The 15,772-nt window shown below is 41.8% G+C and carries 16 protein-coding genes and 1 pseudogene; 6 read left to right on the forward strand and 11 right to left on the reverse strand.

Annotation, left to right across the window (positions count from 1 at the left end; all coding sequences use genetic code 11):
- Positions 1-2: 2 nt before the first annotated feature.
- Positions 3-209, forward strand: a complete 207-nt coding sequence (locus GTQ43_RS35495) for a hypothetical protein (protein ID WP_265277398.1) — start codon at positions 3-5, stop codon at positions 207-209.
- 60 nt (positions 210-269) lie between these two features.
- Here the strand turns inward: GTQ43_RS35495 and GTQ43_RS35500 are convergent, their stop codons facing one another.
- A complete protein-coding gene (locus GTQ43_RS35500) occupies positions 270-3,641 on the reverse strand; it encodes a hypothetical protein (RefSeq protein WP_265277399.1) in 3,372 nt (1,123 codons plus the stop codon).
- Positions 3,642-3,893: 252 nt separating this feature from the next.
- On the opposite strand from GTQ43_RS35500, the gene GTQ43_RS35505 reads away from it, so the two are divergent.
- Positions 3,894-4,220, forward strand: a complete 327-nt coding sequence (locus GTQ43_RS35505) for a hypothetical protein (RefSeq protein WP_099068943.1) — start codon at positions 3,894-3,896, stop codon at positions 4,218-4,220.
- 128 nt (positions 4,221-4,348) lie between these two features.
- Here the strand turns inward: GTQ43_RS35505 and GTQ43_RS35510 are convergent, their stop codons facing one another.
- Positions 4,349-5,491: a hybrid sensor histidine kinase/response regulator gene (locus GTQ43_RS35510; RefSeq protein WP_265277400.1), complete on the reverse strand. Its 1,143-nt coding sequence runs from the start codon at positions 5,489-5,491 to the stop codon at positions 4,349-4,351.
- Positions 5,492-6,231: 740 nt separating this feature from the next.
- Between GTQ43_RS35510 and GTQ43_RS35515 the strand changes: the two genes are divergently transcribed.
- On the forward strand, positions 6,232-6,951 hold the full coding sequence (locus GTQ43_RS35515) for a response regulator (RefSeq protein ID WP_265277432.1): 720 nt from the start codon (positions 6,232-6,234) through the stop codon (positions 6,949-6,951).
- A gap of 76 nt (positions 6,952-7,027) precedes the next feature.
- On the opposite strand, the gene GTQ43_RS35520 is transcribed toward GTQ43_RS35515, so the two are convergent.
- From GTQ43_RS35520 to GTQ43_RS35545, 6 genes are all read right to left on the reverse strand, one after another.
- Positions 7,028-7,930 (reverse strand): ThiF family adenylyltransferase, encoded by a 903-nt coding sequence (locus GTQ43_RS35520; protein ID WP_265277401.1) that lies wholly within the window; start codon positions 7,928-7,930, stop codon positions 7,028-7,030.
- Complete coding sequence (locus GTQ43_RS35525; RefSeq protein ID WP_265277402.1) at positions 7,927-8,619, reverse strand: hypothetical protein; 693 nt, start codon at positions 8,617-8,619, stop codon at positions 7,927-7,929. The genes GTQ43_RS35520 and GTQ43_RS35525 overlap by 4 nt, the downstream gene beginning before the upstream one ends.
- Positions 8,603-9,361 (reverse strand): prokaryotic E2 ligase family D protein, encoded by a 759-nt coding sequence (locus GTQ43_RS35530; RefSeq protein WP_265277403.1) that lies wholly within the window; start codon positions 9,359-9,361, stop codon positions 8,603-8,605. Before GTQ43_RS35530 ends, GTQ43_RS35525 begins: the two co-directional genes overlap by 17 nt.
- Positions 9,334-10,158: a hypothetical protein gene (locus tag GTQ43_RS35535; RefSeq protein ID WP_265277404.1), complete on the reverse strand. Its 825-nt coding sequence runs from the start codon at positions 10,156-10,158 to the stop codon at positions 9,334-9,336. Before GTQ43_RS35535 ends, GTQ43_RS35530 begins: the two co-directional genes overlap by 28 nt.
- 152 nt (positions 10,159-10,310) lie before the next feature.
- The gene (locus GTQ43_RS35540; RefSeq protein WP_265277405.1) at positions 10,311-10,748 is read right to left on the reverse strand and encodes a hypothetical protein; all 438 of its coding nucleotides are present in this window, start codon (positions 10,746-10,748) and stop codon (positions 10,311-10,313) included.
- A gap of 5 nt (positions 10,749-10,753) precedes the next feature.
- Positions 10,754-11,398, reverse strand: coding sequence for a hypothetical protein (locus GTQ43_RS35545; protein WP_265277406.1), 645 nt, complete (start codon positions 11,396-11,398; stop codon positions 10,754-10,756).
- A 123-nt stretch (positions 11,399-11,521) separates the two neighbouring features.
- Here GTQ43_RS35545 and GTQ43_RS35550 point away from each other — a divergent pair.
- Positions 11,522-12,084 (forward strand): annotated as a pseudogene (locus GTQ43_RS35550) (Uma2 family endonuclease).
- 314 nt (positions 12,085-12,398) lie between these two features.
- Here GTQ43_RS35550 and GTQ43_RS35555 read toward each other — a convergent pair.
- Positions 12,399-12,977 carry a siphovirus Gp157 family protein gene (locus GTQ43_RS35555; protein WP_265277407.1) on the reverse strand — a complete coding sequence of 193 codons (579 nt, stop codon included), beginning with the start codon at positions 12,975-12,977 and terminating at the stop codon, positions 12,399-12,401.
- 2 nt (positions 12,978-12,979) lie between these two features.
- On the reverse strand, positions 12,980-13,171 hold the full coding sequence (locus GTQ43_RS35560) for a hypothetical protein (RefSeq protein WP_094353305.1): 192 nt from the start codon (positions 13,169-13,171) through the stop codon (positions 12,980-12,982).
- A 140-nt stretch (positions 13,172-13,311) separates the two neighbouring features.
- Between GTQ43_RS35560 and GTQ43_RS35565 the strand changes: the two genes are divergently transcribed.
- Positions 13,312-13,563, forward strand: coding sequence for a hypothetical protein (locus GTQ43_RS35565; protein WP_265277408.1), 252 nt, complete (start codon positions 13,312-13,314; stop codon positions 13,561-13,563).
- A gap of 55 nt (positions 13,564-13,618) precedes the next feature.
- Entirely contained in the window at positions 13,619-14,242 is a 624-nt protein-coding gene (locus tag GTQ43_RS35570; protein WP_094353307.1) for a hypothetical protein, read from the forward strand.
- Positions 14,243-14,392: 150 nt separating this feature from the next.
- On the opposite strand, the gene GTQ43_RS35575 is transcribed toward GTQ43_RS35570, so the two are convergent.
- Positions 14,393-15,748: a hypothetical protein gene (locus tag GTQ43_RS35575; RefSeq protein ID WP_265277409.1), complete on the reverse strand. Its 1,356-nt coding sequence runs from the start codon at positions 15,746-15,748 to the stop codon at positions 14,393-14,395.
- Between the last annotated feature and the right edge of the window lie 24 nt (positions 15,749-15,772).

The following is a 15,772-nucleotide window of genomic DNA, read 5'->3' on the forward strand; positions in this document are numbered from 1 at the left end:
AAATGGAATTTGTGACCAGTTGGCAAGAGGAAGGTGCAGAAGCCGAACGAAGAAAAGTCATTTCCGGGCTTTTGAAGTTACGATTTGGTAATTTAGATGCTGAGTTAGAGGCGATTATTCCTCAATTAATGCAGTTATCTACGGAAGAATATCTTGGCTTACTTTTACAGGCTGACCGTGAGGAATTATTATCGCGGTTTCAAAGGTAATCGTAATTTGATAAAAGCGCCTATACTATTTTACGCATTTAAATAATCTCCTTTGCCACTTTAGTTCAACTCAATATTCTGACTGCTAACATGGTATCCATTATGTGATAACTCATGTTTTCTGTGAGCTAATCGTTCCTTCTCTAAAATCATCGCTTCTAGCTCACTCGCACGTTCTTCTGAAAGTGGAAATATTTCCTCACCCGTCTGTAGATTACCTCGACAAATCGTCCGCTTACCTTCATTCCGAACAATAAAATCACCACTGGGTTGCACATAAGCAGTCCAATGGCTACCAATTTTAAACTGCTCAATTTCATTACTTGCAGATTGATTGGCTTGTCGCTGTTCGTAGGTAGTAGCGATCGCTCCTACCAAATTATCAAACATTTCTTTACGCCAGAGTTCACGGTGAATGGCTCGGAATTGCCCAGCAGTATCTAACGTTGGTTCTGATTCCGGTAATGGAACTTCTGGCAGATTGATTGACTCAGGATTAACTTTGAGAATAATACTAGAGCCATCTGGTTGCAAAGTAGCGGCAAATGTAGCACCAATTGGCAGTTTCGGACTGTCAGGAGCAAAAGTGCCTAAATTCTTGCCATCAATCTGTAATATCGGTGTACCGTTGTAACGATAAAACTCTGGGTGTGATTCGGGTAACTCAAAAACTCCTACTTCCAAAGTAACGCTGCGCTTTTTCCATTGCTTACTAGCAAAGTTTTCATTGGCGAAGTCATTGTATTTGATACCCAACACTTTAATTTCATCAAACTGAAAATCCTGAAGCTGCTGACATACTTCCTCTGTAAACAGGTTATATGCCAAAGCACCAACACCTGAATCCTGACGTGATGTTGCCCAACTATGATCTGCTGGCGGGATAATTCTCAAATCCAAGGTGATATTAAGTTCATCTAAATCGTTAATGTTTTCGCCAAATTTAGCAGCTAATTTATCAACTATTTTGGGGGACAAGTCTTTCAAAGCAAATTCAATCAGAGGTAATTGAGGATGAATCGTGGCATCAAATTTAATTCCCTTTTGTTCTAAAGATTCTTTCCATTTAATAGCACCTGCACCAAAAGGAACACTCAAAACATAAATATCCTGTGGTAATGCAACGCTTGGCAGTTCATAATCATGCTCCAACGAAAACGTAATTTCCATCTGTTCTGCCAGCTTTAAACAGTCTTTGCGATGCCGATCTAATTCTGGACGGGTGTGTTGTGTGTGCCACAATGCCGCCGCCCCTTCTCTGCGAGACGCTACGCATTGACTGAGCCTGTCCGCAGGATTTACAAACCTCTCTTCTGGACTGGTGAATAATTCATCAATTTCCGCCCGGTAGCTTTCGTAGAGCTTTCCTAGTTCCTCATTAAAGGCTTCCCTGTCATCTCCCACCCGTTCCTTAATTTCGTCTCTAGCTTGCTGAAACCTTGTTTTCAGTTCTTCTGCCCATTCCAACGCATCTACAGATAGCGTCTCTTTGGGAAACAGGTAGCGAAACTCATGCCTATCTCTGCTGCGAATGCGTGTTGGTTCCCACACAGGATTGACTACAACTCTTGCAATGACGTTAATTGAGCCAGGAGCATCCGCAGGCATGGCAAAGGAGCGATAAAGCCGTTCATCTTTCTTAAAGTCAAAGAAGTAACTGGGGTGAGACTCTGACCATTTTTTGGCATCGGCGAGTAAATTTTCCCCACCTATTTCCTTGATATCTTCCAATCTTTCTGCACTTTTTGGCGAATCTACCTCAACCTGAAGTGCCTGAAATAGACGGTTTAGTAGCTTCCTTTGTCGTCTGCCAAATCGCTCTACATTCTCCCCGTCTTGGGGTATTGATGACTGTACACGCCCAATATTTGTTGCTACTAGCCCTACTTTATTTTGACTGCTGGCAGCAGCAATCTCTGCTAAATTTTTGTATTTTAAGTTGCCTTCTTCATCTGTGATTTCCGTATACGCCAGCTTAGGGCGTTGTTTAACTGGCTCAAATCGCCCCGGTTCACCTGCGCGGAGAGTTTCTTGAGCAATATTAGGCAGTTTACTAGCAGGGCTGACCATTAATTGGTCGCCGTCAAAATCGGCTTGGTGGTATTCCTCGGCATCCTTGGGGTGAATCCAAACTACATTGCGAGTTTTCTTCAATTCTGGGTCGTGGATGTTTTGGTAGAGGCGGATGTTGTCTGAGTTGACGATGGGGTAACGGGTGAGAATGACATCTCCTTCCGGTAGATGGGGTACACAGATTGTGCCACGAGTTAGGCGATCGCATGGCATTGCCATACCCGAATTATGGTTGTATCCTCCCTTAATCGCTAAGTCACGCCATTGATTGGCTATGTAATCGGTAGCAAACTTGCGAAATTTGGGGGTTTCAATCAATTGACCATATTTATCGCTGCGGAGTAGGGAAATCCAGCGAGATTCCTGTGCTTGATTGTTAGCATTACCCTCAATTTCGTTAAAAGTTTCTTCTGATTGCTCTTGCTGCGATCGCTGTTGTTTATCATATTGTTGGATAATGTATTTTGCCAACACCAAGGGATTACGCTGCAACTCGGCAAGTTCTCTAGCTTTTTCTTCAGTCGGTTTGCTCAAATCTTCTTTGATTGCTTCTTCTGAGTACCAAATGGTAAACTGCCAACTATTATCATAGCTGGTAGCTTTGGCGTTACCTCGATTACCGATTACCGCTTGAGGAAACTCATAGTCACCGCAGGGTATTAAGTTTTTGAGTTCTGACTTTTTAATGCCTTTAATTGAGGAACGATCCATAATAATGTCGTATCCTTTGGCATCAGTCAAAGTCGCATCGGGTAGGAAAGTACCTTTGGATAAGAAACTGGTTTTTGGGCACTCGGAATTATCTGGTTCAGCCCAATTACTCCTCCAGGCAAACCGAAATTGGAATGGACAATTGCCTTCTCCTCCCAATTGTTTGGCAAGTTGGGGCGAAATCTTGCCGTGACAGTCTCCTGTTTTATAATGAGCATACTGTGGGTCTTCAAAGTCCACAATTTTAACTCGCAGCCCTGTAAAAGTTTCTGAGCCTTTGTAGCAATTACTAACTAGTAAAGAACCATAGCGACAAGCAGTATCAGGTTCTGTAGCGAATAAGCGTCTAATTTTTTTATGCAGTGAACCATCAGCAAAGTAATAACTATTGCCAGAACTGAAAGCTAACTTGCGTCGGATTCCATCCTGAAAGGTTCTATGTCTTAAATGGTTAGCATCTGGATTTTTACTGTCAATTTTAACCAGTAGTAGAGATTGTAAATCTTCTGCTTCAAACATCTGTTCGAGCAGAGAATTTTTAATGATTTCTGGTTCAGATAAATATCTCCCCTTGCCATTGTTATACGACCCATCAAAGATAGGTATGCTCAAACCAGAACCTTCTAAGACTCTAGTGGTTAAATCCATTACCAATCATCTATTAGATAGCTTATCTAGCAAGCGTGAGACTCCAATATTCACCTTGGCACGAAATTACACTCGATAAAATCATCCAAGTGGATAATTTACTGATTTCATGGCAGACGGTATTTTATACGGTATTAGCTCTGCTAGCAGACTTCCAAGAAAGTTAAATAGCTAAACAGCGCTTTTAATCGTATTATGATTGTTCCACTGTGTTACTTAAGCTACACAATTTTGAAGCTACCACTAAATTTTATGAATAAAAGAATTCAACGGCTAGAAGATGGTTTATTAGTAATGCTTTATGACGATGACCCAGATTCACCAGGAGATGAGTTGATTACTCCTTCTGATGATATATCCCAAGATGAGCATTACCCCGAATATGCTCATCTGAAATCTGGTGAAAGCATAATAATTAAGGAAAATCCTATCAAACCTACATCAGGTTCTTATTATCCAAGTGGATATGAAGATTTAGATGAATTCCTCAATAGCGATCCTGGCGCAATTGATAGACTAGGTGATGAAAGTTCAACTACTCGTGGTTGGCGTCCACCTGAACCAGATGAATCTTGGTAAAATTTCCCTTAAGAAGCACGCATTAATAAGTTACCTTTTTGAATCACTGAAAGCCTTAGCTATCTTTTTTTTGATAAAGTAGGTAAGTTATTTCAGTGCAAATCCTTAAGCTCAATTTTCCAAACTTTTTATGCTGATAACATTTCTGAATAAGCTGTTTGCACAGGTAAATAAACTGTGAAGATACTGCCTTTCCCTACAGTCGATGAAACAGAAATATTTCCCTGATGGGCTTCAACAATTTGACGGGATAAATATAATCCTAAACCGTTCCCCCGACGTTGATGCTTCCCCTGTCGAAAGCGATCAAATAAGAGTAATTGTTCTTCTGGATTCATGCCAATACCTGTATCCTCTACTTCAATCGTTACCCCTTGAACAGTGGAATTGAGGCGAACTTCTACTGACCCAGCATCACTGAAGCGAATGGCGTTACCAACTAAGTTAGTGAGGAGTCGGCGTAGTTCCAGGCGATCGCCTCTAACCCTAACTAAAGAAGCTTCAGTACCCTTTGTTAAGACAGCTTTGAGAGTTAAATGTTTAACATCAGCCAAAGGCATTAGTTCTTGCACTACTTGCTGACATAATTCCCACAGGTCAACCACAAAGAAATCCAAAGTTTTGCCTCCAGCTTCATACTGGTAAACTTCTAATAAGGTATCGACCATTGACAACAAAGTTTGGTTACTCTGAGCCATTTGTTCTAAAGATTCACGCATTGCTGATAAGGTATTGCCAAAAACACCTCTTTGCAGCAACTTTAGGAATTGGTCAGCAGCTATCAACGGAGTTCGCAGATCGTGAGTGAGGCGGGTCACAAAATCTTCCCGCCGCTGACTAAGGAATAGTTGTTCATCCATACTGTGTTTCAGTCTCAACAAAGCCCGCACCCTGGCCAGTAATTCCTTCTTATCTACAGGCTTGCGAATAAATTCATCTGCACCTGCATCTAAACCTTTAACAACACTTGATTTTTCAAAACCTGTCACCAGCAAAATTGGGATAAAAGGTAAGTTTGAATTGTGCTTAATTTGGCGGGTAACTTCGTAGCCATCCATATCCGGCATCACCACATCTAGCAGTACCAAATCGGGAGGAGATTCAGCAATTTTTAGCAATGCTTCAGCACCACTGTCGGCTATGATCACGTTGTATCCCTTCAGCTTTAAAGTGACTTGCAGCAAGCGGAGGCTGTCAGCTGAGTCATCCACCAGCAGAATTCTTTGGTTTCTTTGTTCTGAAGTTATATTCCAAGATAAAGTGTTCTTCATAAAACGCCTTTAATAAACCTAATCCCTTCCGAGTAGAGAAATAGAGTAGTCAAGCTAAATTTCGTTGGGAAAAGTGTAATTTCAAGCGCCATGCTGACCACTACACGGCGATGAACATTCATCAGAATTTTTTGAAATTCAAGGCATTGGTCAATATAATTACTAATTCGTAATACTCGCCTCCAACGAGAAGCAAGCTACGTAATTGGTAATTAAGAAACTGGTTATAGTCTCCCATCTCTACAGGTCACAACCTTATGATTGAGGTCTAAATTTCCATGCATAACGGAATTACGAATTGTTAATCTGGCTATGTTATGTGTAAGAGCCAAGGTTCTCGCTTAGAAATAAGCTACATCCTCCTCTAAGTGTGATGTGGACACAAGTCAGAATAAACTGTATTGGTTTCAGTTTAACTTCAGTGCTTTTATATTTTTTTATACTTTAGGAAGATTTTTTCAGAGAATTTTCAGATTAAACGATGTCCATTTTGAACACTGGAGCTTTTTCAACAGCCAGTTGAGATATGTGGCCTTTGATATATGAACTTTTCAACCAATACTGTAAAAACTACTGGTTTCAACCTGGATGAGGTTTAATAACATTGAAATGCCACTTTCCATCTCAATAGCCACATTTTGGCTGAATAGCTAAAATTTTTCGTCCAATGGAGTAATCCTTTCCTTGAAACCATATTCGACAGTTAAAAAAGTATAGTTACCAAGCTGCTGAGGTAAATGATGGTAGATATTCGAGTAGCAATTATTGAAGACCACAGCTTAACGCGGATTGGAATGCGTAGTTCTCTCAACGAGCAAGAAGGTATTCAAGTCGTGGGTGATGAAGCTACAGCATCCAATGGGTTGAAACTGCTTCAAAGTACAAAACCAGACATAGCGATCGTTGATATTGGTTTGCCGGATAGAGACGGGATATGGCTGGTGCAGCAGTTTCGGGAATCTTTAGTGTCGGAAACTGCTGCACACACTAAAGTAATGATGCTCACTTCCTTTGCCAAAGAGCAGATGGTACTGGCAGCGTTTGCAGCTGGGGCAGACTCTTACTGTGTGAAGACAATTAAGTTCGAGTTGTTGCTGGAAGCGCTGCATATCACCCATGAAGGTCAGTCGTGGATTGATCCAGCGATCGCTCGTATCGTTCTCAAGCATACTCGTCAAAGAGCGGCAGCGGCGGTGAAACCGAATGCTACTCAAACGGTAACAATCTCTGCAATTGACCCAGAGCAAGCAAGCATTCTACAAGCAGATCCATTGACAAATCGGGAACTGCAAGTCTTGGAGTTAATTGTCCAAGGCTATAGCAATAACGAGATTGCCCAGAAACTCTATCTGAGCTTGGGAAGTGTAAAAGTATATGTGCGTGGGGTTTTGAACAAGCTTTGTGCAAGCGATCGCACTCAAGCAGCTGTATTAGCGTTGCGGGCTGGTTTGCTCAATTGAAGTCACTGTACAATTGCTACTGTACAGTGCTTGGTTGTTAACTTGAGAGGGGAGCGATGTCTACGACGGGCTACGCCTATGCACAGGAGTGACCCAGGAGAATCGCCTGCATAATACTGACTTGCGTTGTATACAGAGATTTTCCGCTACCACTTTCTAAGTCGAAATAAGTAGCAAATCGTCGTAGTTTCCCCGTCGTCAGTTGCAACAAATAATCAAAGGCTTCCGCAGCAACTCGCTGGTTAATGCTCAAAGACTGGCTATTAAGCAACGCCATTTGTTCACAGGACAAGTTGTTGTCTGCCAACTCTTCTGGTTGTGAAACCAGTAGATCGGGTTGCTGTATAGTTGGTGCAGGTAAGCGAAAGCAGCCTAAAGCTTCAAAATCATAGTCATTGGGGTTAGTAGACAAATGAGAACCTAATAGTACCTGACCACTACGCTTGGAGTTACCGCAATCTAAATGCCAAATGTGAGGCGCAGGGCGATGAGTGTTGTGCTGAAGTACTTGGGTAATTGACTTTCTGGCTTTGGCATTGTCCACACAGGCAGTGATAACAATCAGGGTATTGTAACTGGGGACAATCCATTTGGGTTGGAAAAATTGAGCGATCGCTGTAACTTCCATCTTCCAAGCCAGGGAGTAGCGCAGCGCCAGCGTTTTGGCTTTGTTGAGTCCGATTTCTGCATCACAGAAGCACTGGCGTAAAACGTTAGCTGACTCAACATGATCCGGGTCAACAAAGTAGAGTTTCACCTGTTTACCTTGCTGAGAAAGAACTCTGCCTAACCGAACCAAAGAAGGAGCCAACCAAGAACCAGTACCGCCACACCCAACTAGCCACAGTTCTATCTTCGAGTAGTTGACAGTCACGACAGGAGAAGCATTTGCCAAATCAAGATTTAGCTTCATAGTACGGTTGGTTAAGTTGATACAGGTATTGGCGAGGGGACAGGCATTTGCTAAATTGAAATTCACCTCCATAGCTTCTCCATCACATTTACAGGCGGTACATCGGTACTGTAAAATTTGCAGCCAGATGAAAGTGAGACATCAACCATAAAAAAGTCTGGGTCGATGTCAAACACTGCTCTAGCAGGTACATCCCAACAGTGGCGAAACAGTCCAACCCGTATTTTAATCTCTGGTTTGAGTGTATTAACTCTACCTAGTACTCCATAGATGCGAAAGCCAGATTCATCAGCATTATCGGTGGTAGAGAAAAAGGCAGGTAAGGAACCGTGGGAATGGATATCTACAGCCGCTTTCTGATGGGAAGAGTCACTGCCAGAATGAGTTGGCTGGCAGCTAGTTGGAGTTTGAATTTGTTCTGGGACTTGTAAATCCCAGTCTGCATCAGTACAGTGGAGGTGAAAGAGAATTTCATGAAATTGATTGCCAGCTTGATAACTCGACCGCCACATTTCCAGTAGTAGCGGTTTGGGAATTAAGGGAGTGACTTTGAGATAAGGTGTTAGATGAGGTAGCCCTTTGATAGTTTGGGAACACAAGCAAATAGGCATTAATACCTCTATGCCAGGACGAATGGCTCTAGCAAAGATGCCATTTGCGGCATAAAGGTACTCTAGTCCACTACTGGTGTGTGTTGGCAGAGATGAAGTTGTGACAAGTTTGTAACCAATAATACCTTCAAGCAATGGGTTCATCGAGGATTTCCTGCACAAGCATAGCGACACTTTTTTGATTGCCGATAGGCACAAGATCAGATACAGGATAGGTTGAACGTCTGCATCTTTTGTGCAGTTTTAGAAGTTGGTGGCGAACATCCTTGCGGTATTTTTGTGATTTACTTATTGTTAAGTGGTTAGTGAAAATACTGGAGATAAACAAATTCCAAGCATGGTTAATTGATAGACCATTAGCAGCAGGTGGTTCGTTCACTCCCCAGCAAACCTGTCCAGAACTGTAGACATTGGGTAGTGGCACATGAAAGGCTGGTGCTTGAGAAGTAAACTCCTGTTCTTGAATTGCCCAAACCCAATATTTTAATCCCTTGCCCACAAACACTATTGCAGGTAGCGGAACGGTTAAAGATCCAAGTTCATCGCAATTGATTGTATGAGTGGCTGGTGGGATAAATTTTACCAAATATGTGTCTGTACTGCCCGTACCCCAACGCACAATTCCTGGTTCCATCCAACCAGTATCAATTGGTTCATTGCTAAAAGCAATTCTCAGGGCTGCGGGTGAGATACATTTGTAAATATGAGCATCGGCAATTTCTTTGTCTCGGTGGTGGAAGATGTAAATGCCATCCAAAAACAGCAATTCTGCTTGAATTACTGGAGATTTTCGGGGAGGGTCTGCCAAAATTGCTCGTAGAATTTCGCTGGATAGAATTGGTGTCGATGTAACGTCGATTAACGTGGTTTCAATGCTTGTTTCCATAGTTTTAGTAGGATTTGAGCATGAGGTTTTAAGTCTGCTTCTAGCCAATCAATTAAGTTGGCTGCACAGTTCAGCATTCGGTTTGCTTGCTGCCATTTTCTGGTCAGTAAATCAATAGATGCTTTTGACCAAGGTAAAGAGGTGCAGTCAGGTTGGTAGTAATAATCGTCTGCGTACTCATCTAACCAAAGGTTTTTAGTTTCATGATCTAGCAGCTTTAAAGTTAAAGGCAGAAACTTTAAAGGATTATCTAAGCGATGACACTGCCGTTTCAGTTTTTTGTAGTCAATTTTGTCTGGGTGGTCGATGTCACTGTACGTAATTTCGTAAATAGCAAATTCACTATCAAACCAATCGCTACCTTCTGGGTGTATGTCATCAAGCCAACGGCGACTGTCATAGCTAAAAGGTAAAAGTAGTTGCCAACCATCTTTGAGATGTTCAATTTCTCCATCCATTGTCCAGTCAATACCCATTGGGGTAATAGGAATGCTGTGCAATCTTTGTTCGTAAGCTGTTTCTACAGTCCAGTGAGATAACGGAAACAGATGAGTGTAAATCAGTACAATGAATTCCAGTTCTCTGGGACTATGGCAATCTACATCTGTCGGTGGGTAAATAGGAGCTTGGCTGGCTTTCCATTCGGTAGGGAAGTATTGCTGATACAGTGCTAGTAAGGAATAAATGTTGAGTTGGGTTTCCAGATAATCGAGTGATTCTGTAGCATCTAAGGTAAATTGGCACTGACAAAGACTATAAATTGCCTCTGCCATACTGAGGGGTACGAGGTGAGACATATTTTAGTGCAGCTCGTTATTCATGGGGGTCGGAATTGAAAAACAAAGAGACAGAGGTAGGGTGTGGGGTCTACTTTAGTCGAAATGCAAACTGCTGTAATTTGGACAATAATTTACCCCTCAAGTCAATTTCCAACCCCTTTTATTAGCACTCAAAAACCTTCAGGGATAACGCTAGATGTGGGAGTGCAGGCTGTTAGGGATTTTAGGGTTTGGTTGAGTGACTGAGAAAATTCTGTCCCAGCTGCGATCGCCTCTTCAATCTGGACTGATAGCTGTGCTGCATTTTGCCAGTCAATTCCGGTTATGATCTGACGTTGACGCATTTGGTAGCACATTTGGACTGCGGGGTTAATTTCTTCAGGAGCCACATACAGGCAATCTAGAGAAGAAGTACCTTTTTTACCGGGCTTCTTGATGATATGAATGGGTTCTCCTGGTTTCCGCTCAATGTCTGCGTTTGCCAGTTCAGCGCAAAGAGGAGTGAAGGCATCCCGTAATAATTGGTCATTAATGGCGATCGCTTCTGGAATCCAGTGTTGTTGACCTTCGTAAATAACAAGTAATTTGTTGGTATTTGTGGTAGTCATGGCATTTAAAACAGTGAAATTTGCGTAGTATTACTGGCTGGTTTAGTAGTATCTGAGCTAGCAGTTTGAGTGCGAGTTGGAGCCTGGGCAGTGGGCGGTTTATTGGTTTTGACAGCTTTAGTCTGGGCTATATTCCGGCGAATTTGGCGATTAGGAAAATCGGCTTTCAGTTCGTCCAGTAGTTGAACAATTGCAGGTGGAAAATCACCGAGTTCTTCTTGATTGAGCATAGTAACTACAGGGAAATCACCGTGACTGCTGGCAGCAATCATTACAGGTCTATCTCCTGTTTGTTGTGTAGGTAGTAGGGTGATAACGATTTGAACTTTGCATTGCTCGAAAATAAATGGTTCTAGTTGATTTACCTTGTTGGTAGCAGATGTTTCTATGTCATCGTCATCTAACTGATGAGAGTCGATTTCATCTTCGGCGTAGCTATTATCATCACTTACTGGTTCTAAAAGTTGTAAAAAGTTAGCTTTACCTGCACGCAAACGTTCCCTGTCAAATAGCAATCCTAAAGCTTGGAATTGTTCTTCAGCAGTGGTTTTTCCCTGTTGTTCTGAAATGTAAGATTTTAAGATTTCAGATGTAACAGTGAGGTTGGCTTTGACAATGGCCTGTTCTGGTGTTAGCCATTTTGTAGTCATAGCTTTTTTAGCCTTGTTAACTGGTGTGCAAGCAGTTGTGGCGGTAGCCAGAAGTAGAAACTGTTTTTGAGAGTAGGTACTGCTAGACTAAAAGATATCCCCTTTGCTTTTCTCGACTGAGCCATGTCTACGGTAATTACCCAATCCCTGACTCTGGAGGAGTTTCTCAAGCTACCAGAAACAAAGCCTGCAAGCATTTACATTAATGGTGAGATTATTCAAAAACCAATGCCAAAAGGGAAGCATAGCCGATTACAGTTAAGGCTATGCAATAGTATCAACGATGTTGCCGAAAGCCTTCATGTTGCTTATGCCTTTCCAGAACTGCGCTGTAGTTTTGGTATCCGTTCAATAGTACCTGATGTAGCGGTTTTCAACTGGTCACGTATTCCCTTTGCTGCTGATGGGAGGCACCCAACGATTTTCTACTTTCTCCAGACTGGACAATTGAAATTCTTTCTCCCGAACAAAGTTCAAATCGAGTTACAGGCAATATTCTCTATTGCTTAGATCATGGTTGCCAATTAGGTTGGTTGATAGACCCAGAAGATCGTTCTATTTTGGTTTTCCGTCCAAATCAACAACCAGAACTTTTGCAGGGTGATGAGCGTTTGCCAGTATTAGCCGGGATCAACTTGGAGTTAACTGTAGCTCAGGTGTTTGGTTGGCTAAAAATGAGCAGTTAGAGAAACAGTTAAAACAAGTTCTCCACAAACTTTTGATAACGTAAAAACAGGAGTTTCAGCCATCGTGAATCAGGAGTATTCACCATTAGTTTAAGAGCGTAGATGCTTATAAGGCTTGTCGCCAAACATCGCTTGCTTCTGAGCTAGGGGTATCGCCTTAAATGCTAACTAATAGGTTGTTTTGCTCCCTCTCTGTATTTACCTGAAATGTCCGCTTGTCTTGACTTCTAAAAACTTTTTGGTTGGCGTAGAAGTAGCAACCAACAAAACAGTAAAATTTCTGCTGTTGGCTGATAAATTAGTTAAAGCTATTGCTAAGTTAAAAGCGAGTCTTTGAAGTCATGAATTGCTGTTGCTGTCAAAGCATAGATAACTCGGCGCTTACGTATGATGTGAGTGCCATCTACAGGAATACCTTTCTTCCAAGCAGCAATAATAGCTTTCTTGTCTGCTGAATAAACAGTCTTTTGTCTGCGGTATTTTGGAGACAATTGTTCTGCATCTATCAGCACCTCACAACTTGGCGGATTTTCTTGAATTGTGATGCGAAGTGAATTACCAATCATTTGCTCAGGTAGAATTCCTGCGGCGGTTTGTTCTAAAATAGTTTCATCTAATTTTTGTCGCCAGCGTTCTAGTCTTAATAGTGCTGATTGATGTACAGCTTTTAGATGTTCTAGTCGTTGCTTAATAGCCGCTATTTCAGCATCCAGTTGCAATGCTAATTCTGCTTGGGTATCAACAACTTCTTCCTGAACTTCCTGAGTTTCCCAAATAGCGGTGATGATAGCAGCTTCTTCTTCAGGAGTCTGGCAATTAGTTAGCTGTTCCCAGAGATGAGCAGCAGTTTGGGAAAGTCCTGCTAAGGATTGTTGAGCGAGTGCTAAATTCATGACTACCACTCCTCACAAACTTGGTAATATTCATATTCAGCTTCAATCTGTTCTAATATAGCTATAGTGCCTGAATCTAAATTAGTATTGAAAGATAAATTGGAAGCATTTTCTTGTGTAGGCTGAAAATTTAAAATCGGAGGAGCAACAAATTTAGGTTTAAGTTTTGTTAAAATAGCTGTTAATTGTTGCATTGTTTTGGTTGTGTAACGCCATCAATTTTGGCGCGATAGCGCACCTATCTGTGTTGGTATTCTCCCAGATTTTTAGAAATTAACTTAATTTCATTTTTTCGTTCTTTTGTTAATGTCAAGCGTTAAAACTACAAATAGATATGAAGCTCATCAAAAAATCGGAAAAGCTACTCCAAGAAACAAAAATCATCGAGGAAACACAAGAACAGAATTTTCAAATTGACATTATTAATATGCAAGAACCAATGCTTGAAGAACAGCCACAAATAGGTGTAAGTAATAAGGAAGCTAACTATATTCCAGCGCGTGATAATCCTATAGTCCTTTCTGTTGGTAAGACGGGATGGCAAGTTTCTGATATTTGGAAGGATATTAGATTAGATAAATTCTAGTTATTGTCTTGATGTTGTTCTTCTTGATTGCTAAAAGTTTAACAAACGTGTGGTTATGTTTACTGGGTACTATCCAATTATTCTTTATCCACCACTAGTGAGACGTTTATACACTAAAGATTCTACAAGTCAGGAGCATTTGAAAGCTTCGTTTCAAGGATGCGTTCAATTACCAAATGGAAATGGTACGGCCAAACAAGGTGTCAGTGAAAAGCAATTTTTTCGCCATTTACTGTGTGCTTTTCTAGAGAATCTTATCTGTCAAGCGGTGGAATTTGAAATTCCTGGTTCGTCTCGACGTTACTCGGCTGATTTTATCCTTTACCATCGGTTTTCTGGATTAGCTCTCGATATTGAGATTGATGAACCTTATGCTGGAGATACAGGTAAACCTCACCACTGCATTGATGTTGATGACGATAAAATCCGTAACCGTTTTTTCTTGGAGCGCAATTGGGGTGTAGTGAGATTTGCAGAAGTTCAGGTGGTGCGTCATCCTTGGAGTTGTTGTAAGGCGATCGCTCAAATCATCGCTCGGTTGACTGGAGATGATAGTGTATTCATATTATTGCAAAGATTGGCTGATGTTCCTTTACAAAAACAGTGGACAAAGCGTGAGGCTAGGCTGATGGCTAAGAACAATTATCGTCAGTCTTATTTACCAAAAATGGGAAAATAAAACTAGAGATAGTACCTTTAATAGTCATATAGTCTCCCCAGAATAGGGCTACCGTGTACACACAAGTATTTTAGAGTTGTCCCACACCGTTTTAATCCTGTACAAAGATATGTGTACACGGTAGATTATGGGTAAAGAATTGGAAGGGTATTACATCGATTTTGTCAACCTCGCGTTAACTAATCTTTTTGGTTTTCTTACGCATTGCTTTTTTGATTTGCGTTGTGACTTCCACTTACGAATGCTCATAGCGATAGAGCCAAAATCCCGACTGGCAAAGGCTGTTGTTTTATTCGCACTGTGCCAAATTGTATCCGCCTCAGTTGGTTCAAGTGGAGGTGTACAGCGATCGCAATATCGGTCAAATAGTTGGCGTGGTTCGGGATGATAAGCGATTAGGTTTCTAGTGAGTAAATTAGATGTACCCAGTAGGTTACGAGCTAATTTATAGCCAGAATTGTTTCTGTTTCCCTGAGATTCGCCATAAGTTAGTAAAGTGCGATCGCTCAAAGTTAAACAGATAGACAAAGGAACAGACACTCCGCTAGCGCGTAGTTGTTTAAGAGATGAGCGATTATCTCTGGTTGTAGCCTGTGTTACTGTTCCTCGTCGGCAATGCAAGGTTGAGCGAGGGACAGTCACAGAAGGTTGCAGTAACGCTGCTTGTGGGTCGAGAACTTCTCCATTTTTCGCTCTTGTGAGAAGTTGCACCCACTTGCGCCAGCGTTGCTCAGAAAGTTCGTAGGGAAATAAGGCTGTAGAATCAAATGCGGTTTCTAGCTCTTCCACATTATACTGACAGTTTGACCAATACTGTAGGGTAATGGGGATGGTTGCACTCAATATTCCATCCACCACCCGTCTGCGAACCATACCTGGCAGTCTCATGGAACGAGCTAAGTTGCAAATGGCTGGATCTGCGTTTTGGATAATCGTCAGTTGCCGATTGAGATACAGCCATTCAGCAGGATTCAAGAAATGACTGCATTTAAAGTAAACGTGCAGGGATTTCCCACCTGTGTAAACTACGGCGGCAGGTTCCAAGTTGATTTCATCCTTTAGCCAGTGTACAGCTTGTCGCTGCTCACTCAATGCCAAATCATCAATTTCGTAGAACAAACATTGGCATTGACTAACGTGGTGATTGCTGATGCCCTTGTCTGGTTGGTTGGGGTAAAAGCTGACTGTAGCACCAAGATATGACATTTTAAATGCCAATGCCCAACCATCAGCATAGCGTTTAGGTGTCAGTCGCCAGCAGGTGTTGCCTTGTTTGTCTCGACCTCCGTAAGTACAGCAGTAGAGTTGAAATCCTTGCTGGGTGATTTTACCGCAGAGAATGTAGTGGGAGTAGACAAATTGACCATTGCGACAGTAGTTATTCCAGTTTTTAGGTATCATTTCTGTGGGCAAGTCCCAAGAAATCCTGAGCCAAATTTTGGTTCCGGTGGTAAAGCCTATTTGTCTAAGAAATTTAATGGTTGTTTGTCTGGGATTTAAGGTCATGGCGGTTACGCCTAGAGAATTTAT

It is taken from the genome of Nostoc sp. KVJ3, assembly GCF_026127265.1.
In the GTDB taxonomy this organism is placed as follows: Bacteria; Cyanobacteriota; Cyanobacteriia; order Cyanobacteriales; family Nostocaceae; genus Nostoc.

Bases quoted from the DNA above. Each gene is read 5' to 3' on its own strand.
- GTQ43_RS35495 (WP_265277398.1), top strand. From the start codon at position 3: ATGGAATTTGTGACCAGTTGGCAAGAGGAAGGTGCAGAAGCCGAACGA.
- GTQ43_RS35500 (WP_265277399.1), bottom strand. From the start codon at position 3,641: ATGGATTTAACCACTAGAGTCTTAGAAGGTTCTGGTTTGAGCATACCT.
- GTQ43_RS35505 (WP_099068943.1), top strand. From the start codon at position 3,894: ATGAATAAAAGAATTCAACGGCTAGAAGATGGTTTATTAGTAATGCTT.
- GTQ43_RS35510 (WP_265277400.1), bottom strand. From the start codon at position 5,491: ATGAAGAACACTTTATCTTGGAATATAACTTCAGAACAAAGAAACCAA.
- GTQ43_RS35515 (WP_265277432.1), top strand. From the start codon at position 6,232: ATGGTAGATATTCGAGTAGCAATTATTGAAGACCACAGCTTAACGCGG.
- GTQ43_RS35525 (WP_265277402.1), bottom strand. From the start codon at position 8,619: ATGAACCCATTGCTTGAAGGTATTATTGGTTACAAACTTGTCACAACT.
- GTQ43_RS35530 (WP_265277403.1), bottom strand. From the start codon at position 9,361: ATGGAAACAAGCATTGAAACCACGTTAATCGACGTTACATCGACACCA.
- GTQ43_RS35535 (WP_265277404.1), bottom strand. From the start codon at position 10,158: ATGTCTCACCTCGTACCCCTCAGTATGGCAGAGGCAATTTATAGTCTT.
- GTQ43_RS35540 (WP_265277405.1), bottom strand. From the start codon at position 10,748: ATGACTACCACAAATACCAACAAATTACTTGTTATTTACGAAGGTCAA.
- GTQ43_RS35545 (WP_265277406.1), bottom strand. From the start codon at position 11,398: ATGACTACAAAATGGCTAACACCAGAACAGGCCATTGTCAAAGCCAAC.
- GTQ43_RS35555 (WP_265277407.1), bottom strand. From the start codon at position 12,977: ATGAATTTAGCACTCGCTCAACAATCCTTAGCAGGACTTTCCCAAACT.
- GTQ43_RS35560 (WP_094353305.1), bottom strand. From the start codon at position 13,171: ATGCAACAATTAACAGCTATTTTAACAAAACTTAAACCTAAATTTGTT.
- GTQ43_RS35565 (WP_265277408.1), top strand. From the start codon at position 13,312: ATGAAGCTCATCAAAAAATCGGAAAAGCTACTCCAAGAAACAAAAATC.
- GTQ43_RS35570 (WP_094353307.1), top strand. From the start codon at position 13,619: ATGTTTACTGGGTACTATCCAATTATTCTTTATCCACCACTAGTGAGA.
- GTQ43_RS35575 (WP_265277409.1), bottom strand. From the start codon at position 15,748: ATGACCTTAAATCCCAGACAAACAACCATTAAATTTCTTAGACAAATA.